Source organism: Streptomyces sp. NPDC002574 (assembly GCF_042889545.1).
Lineage (GTDB): Bacteria > Actinomycetota > Actinomycetes > Streptomycetales > Streptomycetaceae > Actinacidiphila.
This window is the reverse complement of sequence record NZ_JBIARB010000001.1, coordinates 542027-557055: the sequence shown is the minus strand read 5'-3', so window position 1 is coordinate 557055 and position 15029 is coordinate 542027. Positions and strand designations below refer to the sequence as shown.

General features: G+C 73.0%; 11 protein-coding genes and 3 pseudogenes. 4 read left to right on the top strand and 10 right to left on the bottom strand.

The genetic code is table 11. From position 1 onward, the window contains the following. Positions 1–195: 195 nt before the first annotated feature. The 3 genes from ACFYXS_RS02560 to ACFYXS_RS02550 all read right to left on the bottom strand — a co-directional run bounded on the left by ACFYXS_RS02560 (position 196) and on the right by ACFYXS_RS02550 (position 3135). Positions 196–996, bottom strand: a complete 801-nt coding sequence (locus ACFYXS_RS02560) for a sugar phosphate isomerase/epimerase family protein (protein ID WP_389242949.1) — start codon at positions 994–996, stop codon at positions 196–198. A 10-nt stretch (positions 997–1006) separates the two neighbouring features. After that, entirely contained in the window at positions 1007–1921 is a 915-nt protein-coding gene (locus ACFYXS_RS02555) for a GNAT family N-acetyltransferase (protein WP_389242947.1), read from the bottom strand. Between the two features lie 107 nt (positions 1922–2028). Continuing rightward, a complete protein-coding gene (locus ACFYXS_RS02550; RefSeq protein ID WP_389242945.1) occupies positions 2029–3135 on the bottom strand; it encodes a LacI family DNA-binding transcriptional regulator in 1107 nt (368 codons plus the stop codon). Positions 3136–3374: 239 nt separating this feature from the next. Between ACFYXS_RS02550 and ACFYXS_RS02545 the strand changes: the two are divergent. From ACFYXS_RS02545 to ACFYXS_RS02535, 3 genes and pseudogenes are all read left to right on the top strand, one after another. Next, positions 3375–3704, top strand: a pseudogene (locus tag ACFYXS_RS02545) (gfo/Idh/MocA family oxidoreductase); the annotation flags it as partial. A gap of 26 nt (positions 3705–3730) precedes the next feature. Beyond that, on the top strand, positions 3731–4906 hold the full coding sequence (locus ACFYXS_RS02540; RefSeq protein WP_389242943.1) for a dihydrodipicolinate synthase family protein: 1176 nt from the start codon (positions 3731–3733) through the stop codon (positions 4904–4906). Between the two features lie 2 nt (positions 4907–4908). Next, the gene (locus tag ACFYXS_RS02535; protein ID WP_389242941.1) at positions 4909–5760 is read left to right on the top strand and encodes a sugar phosphate isomerase/epimerase family protein; all 852 of its coding nucleotides are present in this window, start codon (positions 4909–4911) and stop codon (positions 5758–5760) included. A gap of 275 nt (positions 5761–6035) precedes the next feature. Here ACFYXS_RS02535 and ACFYXS_RS02530 read toward each other — a convergent pair whose 3' ends face one another. From ACFYXS_RS02530 to ACFYXS_RS02500, 7 genes and pseudogenes are all read right to left on the bottom strand, one after another. Further along, a complete protein-coding gene (locus ACFYXS_RS02530; RefSeq protein WP_389242939.1) occupies positions 6036–6479 on the bottom strand; it encodes a DUF937 domain-containing protein in 444 nt (147 codons plus the stop codon). A gap of 66 nt (positions 6480–6545) precedes the next feature. Further along, positions 6546–6935 carry a D-ribose pyranase gene (rbsD, locus tag ACFYXS_RS02525; RefSeq protein WP_389242937.1) on the bottom strand — a complete coding sequence of 130 codons (390 nt, stop codon included), beginning with the start codon at positions 6933–6935 and terminating at the stop codon, positions 6546–6548. Next, positions 6932–7834: a ribokinase gene (gene rbsK / locus ACFYXS_RS02520; protein WP_389242935.1), complete on the bottom strand. Its 903-nt coding sequence runs from the start codon at positions 7832–7834 to the stop codon at positions 6932–6934. The genes rbsD and rbsK overlap by 4 nt, the downstream gene beginning before the upstream one ends. Before the next feature lie 43 nt (positions 7835–7877). Further along, a pseudogene (locus ACFYXS_RS02515) lies at positions 7878–8741 on the bottom strand (D-ribose ABC transporter substrate-binding protein); the annotation flags it as partial. A gap of 125 nt (positions 8742–8866) precedes the next feature. Further along, positions 8867–9840, bottom strand: a pseudogene (locus ACFYXS_RS02510) (ABC transporter permease); the annotation flags it as partial. Further along, positions 9830–11359 carry a sugar ABC transporter ATP-binding protein gene (locus tag ACFYXS_RS02505; RefSeq protein WP_389243506.1) on the bottom strand — a complete coding sequence of 510 codons (1530 nt, stop codon included), beginning with the start codon at positions 11357–11359 and terminating at the stop codon, positions 9830–9832. The pseudogene ACFYXS_RS02510 and the gene ACFYXS_RS02505, both read right to left, overlap by 11 nt. 26 nt (positions 11360–11385) lie before the next feature. Further along, positions 11386–12399: a LacI family DNA-binding transcriptional regulator gene (locus tag ACFYXS_RS02500; RefSeq protein WP_389242933.1), complete on the bottom strand. Its 1014-nt coding sequence runs from the start codon at positions 12397–12399 to the stop codon at positions 11386–11388. 298 nt (positions 12400–12697) lie between these two features. On the opposite strand from ACFYXS_RS02500, the gene ACFYXS_RS02495 reads away from it, so the two are divergent. Beyond that, on the top strand, positions 12698–14932 hold the full coding sequence (locus ACFYXS_RS02495; RefSeq protein ID WP_389242930.1) for an ATP-dependent RecD-like DNA helicase: 2235 nt from the start codon (positions 12698–12700) through the stop codon (positions 14930–14932). The last annotated feature ends 97 nt before the right edge of the window (positions 14933–15029 follow it).

Here is a 15029-nt window from a genome sequence, read left to right as displayed (position 1 = left end):
TCGTCGTTCAGGGATTCTGCATCGGAACGCGCAGCGACCGGCGCATTCGCTGAAGAGTCGCTGGTGCCGAAGGATACGGCGGACGGTGCCGGGACGGTGTGACCAGCGCCTCCCGTCCGGGTCGCCCGGACCGCGGCGGCGGGTGGATCAGGCGGCGGGTGGATCAGACAGCGGGCTGATCAGGCGGCGGGTTGATCAGGCCGACTCGCCGAGCAGCCCCAGCAGATGGGAGCGGCCCCGGGACAGCAGCTCCGGAAGCGCCCGCACCTGCGGGTACCAGCGGCGCTCGTACTCCCAGCACAGCCAGCCGTCCCAGCCGGCCCGGCTGAGCACCTCGATCGTCCCGGCGAGCGGCACCGCGCCGCGGCCGAGCGGCACCGGCGTGGTGTCCTGCGCCGAGGAGACGTCCTTGACCTGCACGTAGCCCAGGTACGGCGCCAGCACCGGGTAGGTGTACTCCGGCTGCTCCCCGCCGAGCCACGGGTGCAGCACGTCCCAGAGGGCGCCCGTGCTGTGATGGCCCACGAGCCCGAGGACCCGGGCCACGTCCGCGCCGGTGCGGTGCGAGTCGTGGGTCTCCAGCAGCAGGCGCACGCCCAGGTCCGCCGCCTCCGGTGCCACGGCGGCCAGGCGGCGGGCCGCGCGGGTGTCCGCCACGTCCGGGGCCGACCCGTTTTCCGCGCCCGGGAACACCCGCAGGTGCGGTGCCCCGAGCCCGGCGGCGAGCCGCACGTGGTCGCGCAGCCCGCGCAGCACGGGTTCGTCCTCGCCCGGCGCGGCCACCTGCACATAGGAGGCGACCGCGACGATCGCGACCCCCGAGGAGCGGAACTCCTCGCGCACCGAGGCCCGCTCGCGCTCCGTCAGGCCGGCGTGCACCGGCTCGTCGTGGCCGGCCCGCAGCTCCACGCCGTGCCAGCCGTGCTCGGCCGCCAGCCGGGCCACGTCCGCCATGGGCAGCCCGGGCACGCCGAGGGTCGAGAACGCGAGCTTCACATTCCGGACGTTACAGCACCAGTCGCCAGTCCTGCCCGACGAGATCCTTGCCGAAGCTGTGGTGCGGCTTCTGCCCCACCAGCTCGAATCCGGCCGCCTGGTAGATCCGGCGGGCCGAGGTCAGCACGTCGTTCGTCCACAGCACCAGCTCGCGCCGGCCGGTGTCGCGGGCGAACAGCACGCAGGCGTCGACCAGGGCCCGGCCGATGCCGTGGCCGCGGGCCGCCGGGTCCACCAGCAGCAGGCGCAGCCGGGCCGTGCCGGGATCGTCGTCGCGCACGCAGAAGACGCAGCCGGCCCGTTCGCCGTCCAGTTCGGCGATCCACGCGCGCTCGTGGCCGTCGGCGACGATCCGGGCGACGAGCGTCTCGTACGTGGCGTTCCACCCGAACTCCTCGGCGTAGACCTCCGCGTTGCGCTGCACCACCCAGCCCAGGTCGCCCGGGCGCAGCCCGCGCAGCCGGACCCGCTCCGCTTCCGGTGCAGGTGCGGACGCGGGCGCGGAGGCGCCGCCGAGGACCTCGCGGACCGTGCGCATGGCGCCGGTCAGCCGCTCGCGGTCGCGCGCGGCCAGGCCGCCCACCATGGACGAGACCGCGTCCCGCGAGCGTTCCTCCAGCAGCCCGGCCGCCGCGCGGCCGTCCGGTGTCAGGTCCACCCGCTGCCGCCGGGCGTCCCGCTCCGAGGGCGTCCGGGTCACCAGGCCGCGCTGCTCGAAGGCCGCGAGCATGCGGCTGAGCTGCCCCGCGTCCACCGACAGCGCCGCCCGCAGGTCGGCGGCGTCGAGCCCGTCGGCGTGGGCGAGTTCGTACAGGACGCGAGCCTCGGTGAGGGTGTACGGGGTGTGCAGATGGCGGCTGTAGTCCAGCGCCCCGATGAGATTGGTGTAGAAGCGGTTGAACGCCCTGATCTCCTGAACGGTCACGGTGCCGGTGCCTCTCCCGGGAAATATCTTTGACTCAGTCAAAGGTATTCCGCCGTGCGGCACTTTGCCAGGGGTGCGGGGTCTGCCGTCGTGTGCGCTCCGGGCCGCTACGCGTCCTGCCGCGGCGGCGCGGTCGAGGCCCGCACCATGAGCTCGGTGCGGACCGTCGCGAGCCCTCCGGGCGGCGGGGACTGACGCCCCATCACCAGGCGCCCGGCGCGGGCCCCGGCCTCCTGGAGCGGGATCCGCACGGTGGTGAGGGCGGGGGAGGCGTCGGCGCTGAAGGGCAGGTCGTCGTAGCCGGCCACGGAGACGTCCTCCGGGATGCGCAGCCCGCGCTCGCGCAGGGCGGCGCAGACGCCCAGCGCGACGCTGTCGTTGGCGGCGAGGACCGCGGTCAGACGCGGCTCGCGGCGCAGCAGTTCGTGGGCTGCGTCGTAGCCCGAGGAGCGGTCGTAGTAGCCGTGCACCGTGAGGCGTTCGAGGTCCGCGGCGGGGGCGGTGAGGCCGGCCCGTGCGAGGGCAGCGCGGTGGCCCTCCAGCCGGTGCCGGGTGGTGGTCCGGTCCGCGGGGCCCGCGACATAGCCGATGGTGCGGTGGCCCAGGGCGAGCAGGTGCTCGGTGAGCCGCTGGGCGCCGCCGCGGTTGTCGAAGGCCACGGTCACCACGGCGTCGCCCGCGGCGCCCTGGAGGTCGGCGAGTTCGGGCAGCGGTGGCCGGCCGCACAGGACGATCCGCGTGCCGGAGGCGGCGAGCCGGGAGAGCCGGCCGGCGACGGCGGCGGAGTGCTCGCCGCCCTCCACGGCGCCGCCGGTGAGCACCACCCCGGCCGCGCGCTGCCGTTCCAGCAGGGTGAGGTAGTTGAGCTCCGCCTCGGGTGAGCCCCCGGTGTTGCAGACGACGGCGAGCTTCCCGGCGCCCGCGGGCATCGCCCCGGGGGTGTCGGGGCCGCCGCTGATCTCACCCTGCACGGCGCTGGCGATCAGCCCGAAGAAGGGGTCGGCGACGTCGTTGACGAGCACGCCGACCAGGTCGGAGGTGGCGGCGGCGAGCGCGCGGGCGTGGCCGTTGACGACGTAGTCCAGGTCGTCCACGGCCCGCAGCACGCGCTCGCGGGTGTTCCCGGCGACCGGGTAGTTGCCGTTCAGCACGCGCGACACGGTTGCGGCGGACACTCCGGCCTGCGCCGCGACGTCGGCCAGGGTCACTGCCATGCTTCTGCTTCCTCCGGGTCGGTGGTGCTCCGGGGCCGTCGGCCCGTGGCGGCACATGCTCTCATCCCGGAGCCGCGCGGGGAGCGGGTCCGGCCCGGTCCGCAGGCCAGTAAGCGCTATCTGTCGGAAGGTGGTGCTTCTTGTCGATTGTCGTGGCGATGGCTAGCGTGAGGGGCGAGGAAGCGCTTGCTGTCGCTTGGTGCCCCCTCGGCGGCCCGCCGCCGGAGAGAGGAACTCCCGTGACCCGCAGGACCGTGCGGATCGCCATGGACGGCGTCACCGGCCGCATGGGCTGCCGCCGGCACCTCGTGCGCTCGATCCTCGCCCTGCGAGAGCGGGGCGGCCTCGACCTCGGTGACGGCACCGTGCTGTGGCCGGAACCCGTCCTCGTCGGCCACCGCGAGGACGCGCCGCGGGGCATCGCCGGCCGGCACGGCCCGGACCCCGCCGTGGTCTCCACCGACCTGGACGCGGTGCTCGCCGACCCCACTGCCGACATCTCCTTCGACGCCCAGGTCACCGCCGCCCGGCGCGCCGAACCGGCCCTGAAGTCCTCGGCCCAGGGCCGCCGTCCCGACGTACCGGAGCTGATGCTGTGACGACCATCCACCTGCCCGACGCCTCGGGGGAGTTGCGGCCGTACGAGCCGCGCACCGCGCCCGCCGCCCACTTCTCCGTCCCGGCCGACGCCGCCCCGTCGCGCAGCCGCACGGTGTACGCGGCGGCGCACGTCGTCGCGGACCCCTTCCGCACCGCCCCCGGTCTGCCGGCGGCCGTCGACTGGGACGCGACCCTCGCCTTCCGCCGCCACCTGTGGTCCCACGGGCTCGGGGTGGCGGAGGCGATGGACACCGCGCAGCGCGGCTCGGGCCTGGACTGGGCGGCCGCGGCCGAGTTGGTCCGCCGCTCCTGCGCCGAGGCCCGGGCCGCCGGCGGCCGCATCCTGTGCGGCGTCGGCACCGACCAGCTTCCCGTGACCGAGATCGGCTACCCCTACGGCCTGGACGACGTCCGCAGGGCCTACGAGGAGCAGCTCGCGCTCGTCGAGGACGCCGGCGGGCAGCCGGTACTGATGGCCTCCCGCGCCCTCGCCGCGGTCGCCAAGGGCCCCGAGGACTATCTGGAGGTGTACGGCCCCGTCCTGCGGCAGGCCGCGCACCCCGTCGTCCTGCACTGGCTCGGGCCGATGTTCGACCCGGCGCTGGAGGGCTACTGGGGCAGCACCGACCTGGACGCCGCCACCCACACCCTCCTGGAACTGATCGCGGCGCACCCCGGCAAGGTCGACGGCGTCAAGATCTCGCTGCTCGACGCGGAGCGCGAGATCGGGCTGCGCCGCCTCCTCCCGGACGGCGTGCGCTGCTACACCGGCGACGACTTCCACTACCCCGAGCTGATCGCCGGTGACGACCAGGGCTACAGCCACGCCCTCCTCGGCATCCTCGACCCGCTCGCGCCCGTGGCCGCCCACGCGCTCCGCGCGCTGGACGCCGGTGATCCGGCCGCCTTCCGCTCCCTGCTCGACCCGACGGTCGAGCTGTCCCGGCACCTGTTCGGGCCGCCCACCCGGCACTACAAGACCGGCGTCGTCCTGCTTGCCTGGCTGGCCGGCCACCAGTCCCACTTCACGATGCTCGACGGTTCCCACTCGGCACGCTCCCTCCCCCATCTGGCCCGCGCGTACGAACTGGCCGACCGCATCGGCCTGTTCCCGGACCCGGCGCTCGCCGCGTCCCGCATGCGGAACCTCCTCTCCGTGTACGGAGTGTGACAGTGGGTACTGACAACCGGACCCCGGACGACCTCGCGCGGCTCAGCGTCAACCAGGAGACCGTGCGCCAACTCGCCCTCCCCGAACTGGCCGAGCACCTGACCGCGCGCGGCGTGCCGGGCGTCGGCCTGTGGCGGGGACCGGTCGGGGAGTACGGCGTGGAGGCCGCCGCGAAGCTCGTCCGCGACGCGGGGCTCACGGTCACCTCGCTCTGCCGCGGCGGCTTCTTCACCGCCTCCGACCCGGAGGGGCGGGCCGCCGCGCTCGCCGACAACCGCGCGGCGGTGGACGAGGCCGCGACCCTGGGCACCGGCACGCTCGTGCTGGTCTCCGGCGGCCTCCCGGCCGGCGAGCGGGACCTCGTCGCGGCCCGCGAGCGCGTCGCCGACGCCGTGGCCGAACTCGCCCCGTACGCGGGTGGGCGCGGCGTCCGGCTCGCGATCGAGCCGCTGCACCCGATGTTCGCCTCGGACCGCTGCGTCGTCTCGACCCTCGCGCAGGCCCTGGACATCGCCGAGCGCTTCCCCGTCGAGCAGGTGGGGGTCGTCGTGGACACCTACCACCTGTGGTGGGACGACCTCGCCGGCCGGGACATCGCGCGGGCGGGGGAGGGCGGCCGCATCGCCTGCTTCCAGGTCGCCGACTGGATCACGCCGCTGCCCGAGGGGGTGCTGCTGGGCCGCGGGCAGCTCGGCGACGGCTGTGTCGATCTGCGGGGGTTCCGCGAACGGGTGGACGCGACCGGATTCACCGGACCCGTCGAGGTCGAGATCTTCAACCCGGCCCTGTGGGCCCGTGACGGCGGGGACGTACTGGACGAAACCATCGCAAGATACCGCGCGCATGTGCGGTGAACCGGGCTCCGGGGGCCGTTCCGGGGGCGGTCGGAAAACTTTGAAATTTCTTCCTGAGGGCGTGCAACCATCCCCGGGGTTCGCGGGTCTATGTAGCGTCAAGACCCTGAGGGGGGCCTCGTAGGGTCTTGAGTGAGGGGGAGGCGCGGTGTCCGGAGGGGGCTCGGGATGCCACGCAGAGGGAGGGGAACGCTTAAGGGGTCCGGCTGAGCCGGACCCCTTACGCCGTTCCAGGGGCCTTCCGGCGCCGCGTTCCGCAGGTCGCCCGAGGGGGGTCAGCGCTTCTCGCGCGCCCGCCGGGCCAGTACCGCCGCGACCACCGGAATGATCGACTCCAGTGCCCCGGCGACCGCCTGCTCCGGCAGCCCGGTCCGCTTGGCCACCGCCCGCGCCGCCGGCGCGGCGACCTTGGTCAGGACCGCCACGAGGGCCCCGCCGCCGTTGCCGCCCTGCGCGCCGCCCCGCACCCCGGCGAAGCCGGCGGCCGCGGCGGGCAGCGGCTCGGTCTCGTTCGCCGCCTGCTCCATGGCCTGGCAGAGCTCGGCCGTACCGCCGGGGGTCACCGCGTCGTCGGTCAGCACACCGGTGAGCGAGGCCACGGAACCGCCCACGACCTGCAGCGTCTCGTCGGCGTCGGTACCGAGCAGCGCGGCGATCCCGCGGAGCCGGTCCTCGCCCAGCTCCTCCAGCACCTCGTCCTTCAGCGGTCGATCGCTCATGCTCCGGACGTTAGTTGCGAAACGCCCGCTCGGCCCGCCGACCGCATCCGGACGGATGTACCCCTCTCAGAAGGGGACACCGCAGCGCAGGATGACGTTCGCGTAGGGGCGCGCCTCCCCGGTGCGGACGACGAGCCGGGCCCGGTGGGTGAGGGCCTTGAAGTCCTCGTGGGAGACCAGTTCCAGGTCCGGGAACGCGCCCTCGAGCTGCGCGGTGACCTCGGGGTTGTGGTCGCGCACCTCCTTGGCGGCGACGGCGCCCTCGATCACCAGCTCGTCCCGCAGCCCCTCGAGCACCTCGGCGAACGAGGGCGTCCCGGCGCGGAAGGCGAGATCGACGACGACGGGTCCCGGCGGTATCGGCAGGCCCGCGTCACAGACGACCACGAGATCGGTGTGACCGAGCGCGGCGAGCGCGCCCGCCAGGTGGCGGTTGAGGATTCCGGACTTCTTCACAGCTGTTCCGTCTCGTCGAGGGTGGGGAAGGACTCCTGCGCACCCGCCTTGGTGACGGCCACGGCCCCGACCCGCACCGCGAACCGCACGGCGGTCTCCAGGTCGTCGCCGGCGCCCAGCCGCCAGGCCAGCGCCCCGGTGAACGCGTCACCGGCCCCCGTGGTGTCGACGGCCTCCACGCGCACACTGGGCACGTGCACCGCGCCGTCGGCGGTCGCCGCCAGGGCGCCGCCGGCGCCCAGGGTGACGACCACCGAGCGCGGCCCGAGGGCGAGCAGCCCCCGCGCCCAGTCCTCCGGAGCGGCCCCGGCGTCCTCGCCCAGCAGGAAGCGCGCCTCGTGCTCGTTGACCACGAGCGGATCGCAGCCCTCCAGCACCTTGGGCGGCAGCGGCGCCGGCGGCGACGGGTTGAGCACCACCCTTGTGCCGGCCTCCGTGGCCGCCGCGACGACGGCGGCCACGGTCGCGGCCGGGATCTCCAGCTGGAGCGACACCACGGGGGCGGCGGCCAGCAGCTCGTGCGCCCCCGCCACATCGGCCGTCCCCAGGCGCCCGTTGGCGCCCGGCGAGACGACGATGCTGTTGTCGCCCGAGGGGTCCACCGTGATCAGCGCGACCCCGGTGGGGGTGTCGCCGATCAGGATGCCGGAGGTGTCGACGCCGGCCGATCTCAGCGACCCGGTCAGCAGGCGCCCGTGCGCGTCGTCGCCGACCCGCGCCAGCAGTGCCGTGCGCGCGCCCAGGCGGGCCGCGGCGACGGCCTGGTTGGCGCCCTTGCCACCCGGGTGGGTGGCCAGGTCGGAGCCGAGGACGGTCTCGCCCGCCGCGGGGCGGCGGTCGACGTGGATCACCAGGTCGGCGTTGGCCGACCCTACGACCAGCAGGTCGTAGCCGTGCATCTTTGTGTTCCCTTCGCGGATTCGGCCGTGGCGGTGCGTCGCGTCAGGACGTGAAGTCCGCGACGTTCTGCTCCGTGACGACCTTGACCGGCACCTTCACCAGGGTCGGGAGCTTTTCGCCCTTGGCGGCCTTCACGGCGTTCTGCACGGCCAGCCTGCCCAGTTCGCTGGGCTGCTGCGCCACGGACGCGGTGAGCGTGCCCGCCTTGACCGCGGTCAGGCCGTCGGGGGTGCCGTCGAAGCCGACCACCTTGACGGTCTTGCCGGCCTTGGAGCCGAGCGCCTTGATGGCGCCGAGGGCCATCTCGTCGTTCTCGGCGAAGACGCCGGTCACGTCGGAGTGCGCCTGCAGCAGGTTGGTCATGACGTCCAGGCCCTTGGTGCGGTCGAAGTCGGCGGCCTGCTCGGCAACCACCTTGATGCCGGGGTAGGCCTTGATGCCCTCGTCGAAGCCCTGGCCGCGCTCGTTGGCGGCGGAGGTGCCCGCGGTGCCCTGGAGGACGACGACGGTGCCCTTGCCGCCCAGGGACTCGGCCAGCGTCTTGGCGGCGAGGCGCCCGCCCTCGACGTTGTCGGAGGCGACGGTGGTCGCGACGTCGGCCTTGTTGACGCCGCGGTCGGCGGCGACGACGGGGATGTTCGCCTTGTTGGCGGCCTTCACGGAGGGGCCGGCCGCGTCGGAGTCCACCGGGTTGACGATGATCGCCTTCACGTTCTGACTGGTGAAGTTCTGCAGCTGGTTCGCCTGCTGCGACGCGTCGTTCTGCGCGTCGGTCACGGTCAGGTTCACGCCCTCCTTCTTCGCCTCGGCCTGGGCGCCGGACTTGAGCTGGACGAAGAAGGGGTTGTTGAGGGTGGAGACCGACAGGCCGACCTTCGTGCCGGAGGACGAGCCGGAGCCGGAGTTGCAGGCGGCGGCGGTGAGGGCGAGGGCGCTGACGGCGACTGCGGTGACCGTGATCTTCTTGATACGCATCGGTGGTTCCTTGCGGGTGTGATGAGGCTGATGAGCGGAGGGGCGGCGCGTGGCGTCAGCCACGGCGGCGCAGGGTGTCCAGGAGGACCGCCAGGGCAATGACGACGCCGATCACGACCTGCTGCCAGAAGGCGGAGACCGACAGCAGGTTGAGGCCGTTGCGCAGCACGGCGAGTATCAGCGCGCCGATCAGGGTTCCGGAGGCCTTGCCGACGCCGCCGGAGAGGCTGGCGCCGCCGATGACGACCGCGGCGATGGCGTCCAGTTCGTAGCCGTAGGCCGCCTGCGGCTGCGCCGAGGCGAGCCGGGAGGCCAGGACGATGCCCGCGACGGCCGCGAAGAGGCCGGACAGGCCGTAGATGATGAGCTTCTGCCGCTTGACGCGGATGCCGGAGAGGCGGGCCGCCTCCTCGTTGCCGCCGATCGCGTACATGGCGCGGCCCATGTAGGTGCGGCCCAGGATCACGGCCGTTGCGACGCCCGCGACGATCATCACCAGGACGGGCACCGGCAGCCAGCCGCCGATGGTGTCCCCCAGGTGGGAGACGGAGTCCGGGAAGGCGATCGGGCTGCCCTGGGAGATGACCAGGGTCAGGCCGCGGCCGATGGAGAGCATCGCCAGGGTGGCGATGAAGGGCGGCAGCTTGCCGAAGGAGACCAGCAGACCGCTCAGCAGACCGCTGGCGACACCGGTGGCCACGGAGAGCACGACCGCAAGCCACACCGGCAGGCCCGCGGAGCTCGCGCTCCAGGCCAGCACCGTCGCCGAGAGCGCCGCGACGGAGCCGACCGACAGGTCGATGCCGGCCGCGACGATCACAAAGGTGGAGCCGAAGGCGAGGATCGCCACGACGGCCGCCTGGACGCCGACATTGAGCAGGTTCTGCGTGCTCAGGAAGTCGCCCGACATGAACGACAGTGCCACGAGCAGGACGACCAGGGCGCTGAGGGCGCCGTTGTTGAGGAGCACGCGGCGTGCCGCGGCGACGCCGCCCGTGTCCGTAGTCTTCTTGAGCGTGTCAGTGGCCACGGGAGCCCTCCACATCCTTCTTCGTCGCAGTGGTGTTGCCGTTGTCGTTGTCCGCGGTGCCCGCGCCCACGGCCAGGGCCATGACGGAGTCCTGGGTCGCCTGGTCCGCGGGGAGTTCGCCGGCGATCCGGCCCTGGGACATCACCAGGACGCGGTCGCTCATGCCCAGTACTTCAGGGAGGTCGCTGGAGATCATCAGCACGGCGTGGCCGGAGGCCGTGAGCTGGTTGACGAGCTGGTAGATCTCGACCTTGGCGCCGACGTCGATGCCCCGGGTGGGCTCGTCGAGGATCAGCACCTTGGTGTCGGCCAGCAGCCACTTGCCGATGACGACCTTCTGCTGGTTGCCGCCGGACAGGGTGCGGACGTGCTGCTGGAGGCCGGCCATACGCACCTTGAGCTGCCCCGAGATGCGGTCGGCGTCCTTGCGCTGGCCCGCCCTGTCGATGAAACCGGCGCGGGTGGCGCGGCCGAGGGTGACCAGGCCCAGGTTCTCCTGGACGCTGGCGTCCAGCACCAGGCCCTGGCCCTTGCGGTCCTCGGGCACCAGGCCGATGCCCGCGTCCATGGCGGCGTTGACGTCGTGCCGGCGCAGCCGCTTCCCGAGCACCTCGACGCTGCCGGAGTCGTAGGGGTCGGCGCCGAAGACCGCGCGCACGACCTCGGTGCGCCCGGCGCCGACGAGCCCGGCCAGGCCCACCACCTCGCCGGCCCGCACCTCGAAGCTCACGTCCTGGAAGACGCCGCCGCGGGTGAGGCCCTCGACCCGCAGCAGGGGCGCGCCGGCGTCGGAGCGCTCGCGCGGGTACTGCTGGTCGATGCTGCGTCCGACCATGAGCCGGACCAGCTCGTCCTCGGGGGTGGCGGCGGGGACCTGGGCGACGCTGCGCCCGTCGCGCAGGACCGTCACACGGTCGCCGAGCGCGGCGATCTCCTCCAGGTGGTGGGTGATGAAGACGATGCCGACGCCGTCCGTGCGCAGCTGGCGGACGATGGCGAAGAGCTTCTCGACCTCCTCGCTGGTGAGGACCGCGGTCGGCTCGTCCATGATCAGCACCCGGGCGTCCAGGCTGAGTGCCTTGGCGATCTCCACCATCTGCAGGCGTGCGATGCCCAGTTCCCCCACCGGGGTGCGCGGGTCGACGTCCACCCCGACGCGCTCCAGCAGCGCGGCGGCGTCGGCGTTCATCTTCTTGCGGTCCAGCAGGCCGAAGCGGCGCGGCTGGCGGCCCAGGAAGATGTTCTCCGCCACGCTGAACGTGGGGACGAGGTTGAACTCCTGGTAGATGGTGGCGATGCCGAGTCGTTCGGCGTCCTGTGCGCCGTGGATGCGCACCTCCTGCCCGTCCACCAGCAGGCGCCCCCCGTCCGGGCGGTTGGCGCCGGACAGCATCTTGATGAGCGTGCTCTTGCCCGCGCCGTTCTCGCCGAGCAGGACATGCACTTCGCCGCCGTGCAGGTCGAAATCGACGCCGTCGAGGGCGACCACGCCGGGGAAGACCTTGCGGACTCCCTCCATGCGGAGGATCTCGGGGCTGGTCGTGCTCAACGGGGGCTCCCTTCGGACGCGCCGCTGGAGCGGCGCACTACGAGGCGGGCGGAGACGGTGACCGACGGCGCGGGCCGGCCCTCCACCCGGTCGATCAGCGAGCGCACGGCCGCCCGGCCGAGCTCGCCCGTGGGCTGGGATATCGCCGTGATCGGCGGGTCGGTGTGGAGGAACCACGGGATGTCGTCGAACGCGGCGAGCGCGATGTCCTCCGGCACCCGAAGGCCGCGGGCGCGGATCTCGTCCATGGCGCCGAGGGCCATCAGGTTGTCCGCGGCGAAGACCGCGTCCGGCGGGACCGGCAGGTCCAGGAAGCGGGCGGTGGCCCGGCGGCCGCTGTCCGCTTGGAAGTCGCCCTGCCCGATGTAGTCGTCGGGCAGGGCGAGGCCGAATGCCTCGAGCGCGTCGCGGAAGGCCTGCACGCGCTCGCGGCCGGTGGTGGTGGCGGCCGGGCCCGAGATGATCGCCAGCCTCCGGTGCCCGAGGGCGTGCAGGTGGGCGACCAGGTCGCGGACCGCTTCGCAGCCGTCCGTGCGGACCACGGGCACGTCGTTGCCGATGCCGGGGATCCACCGGTCGACGAAGACCATGGGGGTGCCGGCGAGCACCGCGTCCATGATCAGCGGCGAGCCGCCGTCCGTGGGGCTGACCAGCAGGCCGTCGATCCGGCGGTCGAGGAGCGTGCGGATGTGGTGGTCCTGCTGTTCCGGCCGCTCGTCGGCGTTGCCGATGATCACGCTGTAGCCGAGCGCCCGGGCCTCGTCCTCGACGGAGCGGGCGAGTTCGGTGAAGAACGGGTTCAGCACGTCGCTGATGACCAGTCCGAGCGTCCGCGTCTGGTCGGTGCGCAGCGACCGGGCCACCCCGTTGGGGCGGTAGCCGAGCTCGGCCACGGCCTCGAGCACCCGGGTGCGGGTGTCCGGGCGGACCGCGGGGTGGTCGTTGAGCACGCGGGACACCGTCGCGACGGATACGCCGGCGCGGGATGCCACGTCCTTGATGCTCGCCACGTCCCACCTCCTCGTGGAATCGATTACAAGGAGGATTGGAATCGATTACATGCGCCAGAACAAGACCACGAAACCGGATCGTTACATTCCAGGCCCTGGTCCGGGCGGAGTTGTCCACAGGCCCGGCCGTGCTGTCGGCGCGGGACGGTACCTTCGGAACACAGCTTCGGATCACATCGCCGGACGGGGGAGGAGGCCCGTGGAATGGGGGAATCGGGGGCCTTCCGTGCGGGCCGCGTCCAGGTCCGGGACCCGCTCCGCGCGGGACGTCGGCGCGGGTCTCGCGGGGGGTGGTGAGGTGGGGCAGTCGCAAGAGTCACAACGCCCGGCGCTCGCCGAGGTGACCGGCGTCCTGGAACGCATCACGTACGCCAACGAGGAGAACGGCTACACGGTCGCCCGCGTCGACACCGGTCGCGGCGGCGGCGATCTGCTCACCGTGGTCGGCTCCCTGCTCGGCGCCCAGCCCGGGGAGTCACTGCGCATGCAGGGCCGCTGGGGCTCCCACCCGCAGTACGGCCGCCAGTTCACGGTGGAGAACTACACGACGGTGCTGCCCGCCACGATCCAGGGCATCCGCCGCTACCTCGGCTCCGGCCTCATCAAGGGCATCGGCCCGCGGATCGCCGAGCGGATCGTGGAGCACTTCGGCACCGGCACGCTGGACGTCATCGAGCGCGAGCCGGCCCGCCTGGTGGAGGTCCCCGGCCTGGGCCCCAAGCGGACCCGGCTGATCGGCGCCGCATGGGAGGAGCAGAAGGCCATCAAGGAGGTCATGGTCTTCCTCCAGAGCGTCGAGGTGTCCACCTCCATCGCGGTGCGGATCTACAAGGAGTACGGGGACGCCTCGATCTCCGTGGTGAAGAACCAGCCGTACCGGCTCGCCGCCGACGTGTGGGGCATCGGCTTCCTCACCGCGGACCGCATCGCCCGCGCGGTGGGCATCCCGCACGACAGCCCGGAGCGGGTGAAGGCCGGGCTGCAGTACGCGCTGTCCCAGGCCACCGACAACGGGAACTGCTTCCTGCCGGAGGAGCAGTTGCTCTCCGACGCCGTGAAGCTGCTCCAGGTCGACACCGGGCTGGTCATCGACTGCCTGGCCGAGCTGGCTGCGGAGGAGGGCGTGGTGATCGAGCCCGTACCCGGCCCGGACAGCGAGGAGCCCGTGCGCGCCGTCTACCTGGTGCCCTTCCACCGGGCCGAGATCTCGCTGGCGGGCGCGCTGCTGCGGCTGCTGCGCGGCCCCGAGGACCGGATGCCCGCCTTCCGCGACGTGGACTGGGACAAGGCGCTGGCCTGGCTCGCCGAGCGCACCGGCGCCGACCTGGCCCCCGAGCAGCAGCAGGCGGTGCGCCTGGCGCTGACCGAGAAGGTGGCGGTGCTGACCGGCGGGCCGGGCTGCGGCAAGTCGTTCACCGTCCGCTCCGTGGTGGCCCTTGCGCAGGCCAAGAAGGCCAAGGTCGTGCTGGCCGCGCCGACCGGGCGGGCCGCGAAGCGGCTGGCCGAGCTGACCGGGGCCGAGGCGTCCACCGTGCACCGGCTGCTGGAGCTCAAGCCCGGCGGCGACGCCGCGTACGACCGGGACCGGCCGCTGGACGCCGATCTCGTGGTCGTCGACGAGGCCTCCATGCTGGACCTGCTGCTGGCCAACAAGCTGGTCAAGGCCGTGCCGCCGGGTGCGCACCTGCTCTTCGTCGGCGATGTCGACCAGCTGCCCAGCGTCGGCGCCGGCGAGGTGCTGCGCGACCTGCTGGACGAGCGGGGCCCGGTCCCCTCGGTACGGCTGACCAGGATCTTCCGACAGGCCCAGGAGTCCGGGGTGGTGACCAACGCGCACCGGATCAATTCCGGCGTCCCGCCGCTCACCCAGGGGCTCGACGACTTCTTCCTCTTCGTGGAGGACGACGGCGAGGAGACGGCCCGGCTCACCGTGGACGTGGCCGCCCACCGCATCCCGCGCCGCTTCGGCCTCGACCCGCGCCGTGACGTCCAGGTGCTGGCCCCGATGCACCGCGGACCGGCCGGCGCGGGGGTCCTCAACGGACTGCTCCAGCAGGCGGTGACCCCGGCCCGCCCCGACCTGCCCGAGCGCCGCTTCGGCGGCCGCACCTTCCGGGTCGGCGACAAGGTCACCCAGATCAGGAACAACTACGACAAGGGCGCGAACGGCGTCTTCAACGGCACCGTGGGGGTGGTCACCTCCCTGGACGCCGTGGAACAGCGGCTCACCGTCCTGACCGACGAGGACGAGGAGATCCCCTACGACTTCGACGAACTCGACGAACTCGCCCACGCCTACGCGGTGACCATCCACCGTTCGCAGGGGAGCGAGTATCCCGCCGTAGTGATCCCGGTCACCACCGGAGCGTGGATGATGCTGCAGCGGAACCTGCTCTACACGGCCGTTACCCGGGCGAAACGCCTGGTCGTGCTCGTGGGCTCACGCAAGGCCATCGGGCAGGCGGTCCGCACCGTCTCCGCAGGCAGGCGCTTCACAGCACTCGACCACCGGCTGTCCCGGGCGGCAAAATAGGCACTGGGTGCCACCTTTCGGTCCTATGGCCGACCCCGAGTGCACGTGGCCACGCCAAATGGGGGACAGTAGGGGTAGGTCAGGGCACCTCGAAACC

Excerpts from the sequence above, each read along its gene's own strand:
- rbsK (WP_389242935.1), bottom strand. The coding sequence starts at position 7,834 with ATGCACGGCTACGACCTGCTGGTCGTAGGGTCGGCCAACGCCGACCTG.
- ACFYXS_RS02530 (WP_389242939.1), bottom strand. The coding sequence starts at position 6,479 with ATGAGCGATCGACCGCTGAAGGACGAGGTGCTGGAGGAGCTGGGCGAG.
- ACFYXS_RS02550 (WP_389242945.1), bottom strand. The coding sequence starts at position 3,135 with ATGGCAGTGACCCTGGCCGACGTCGCGGCGCAGGCCGGAGTGTCCGCC.
- ACFYXS_RS02505 (WP_389243506.1), bottom strand. The coding sequence starts at position 11,359 with ATGGAGGGAGTCCGCAAGGTCTTCCCCGGCGTGGTCGCCCTCGACGGC.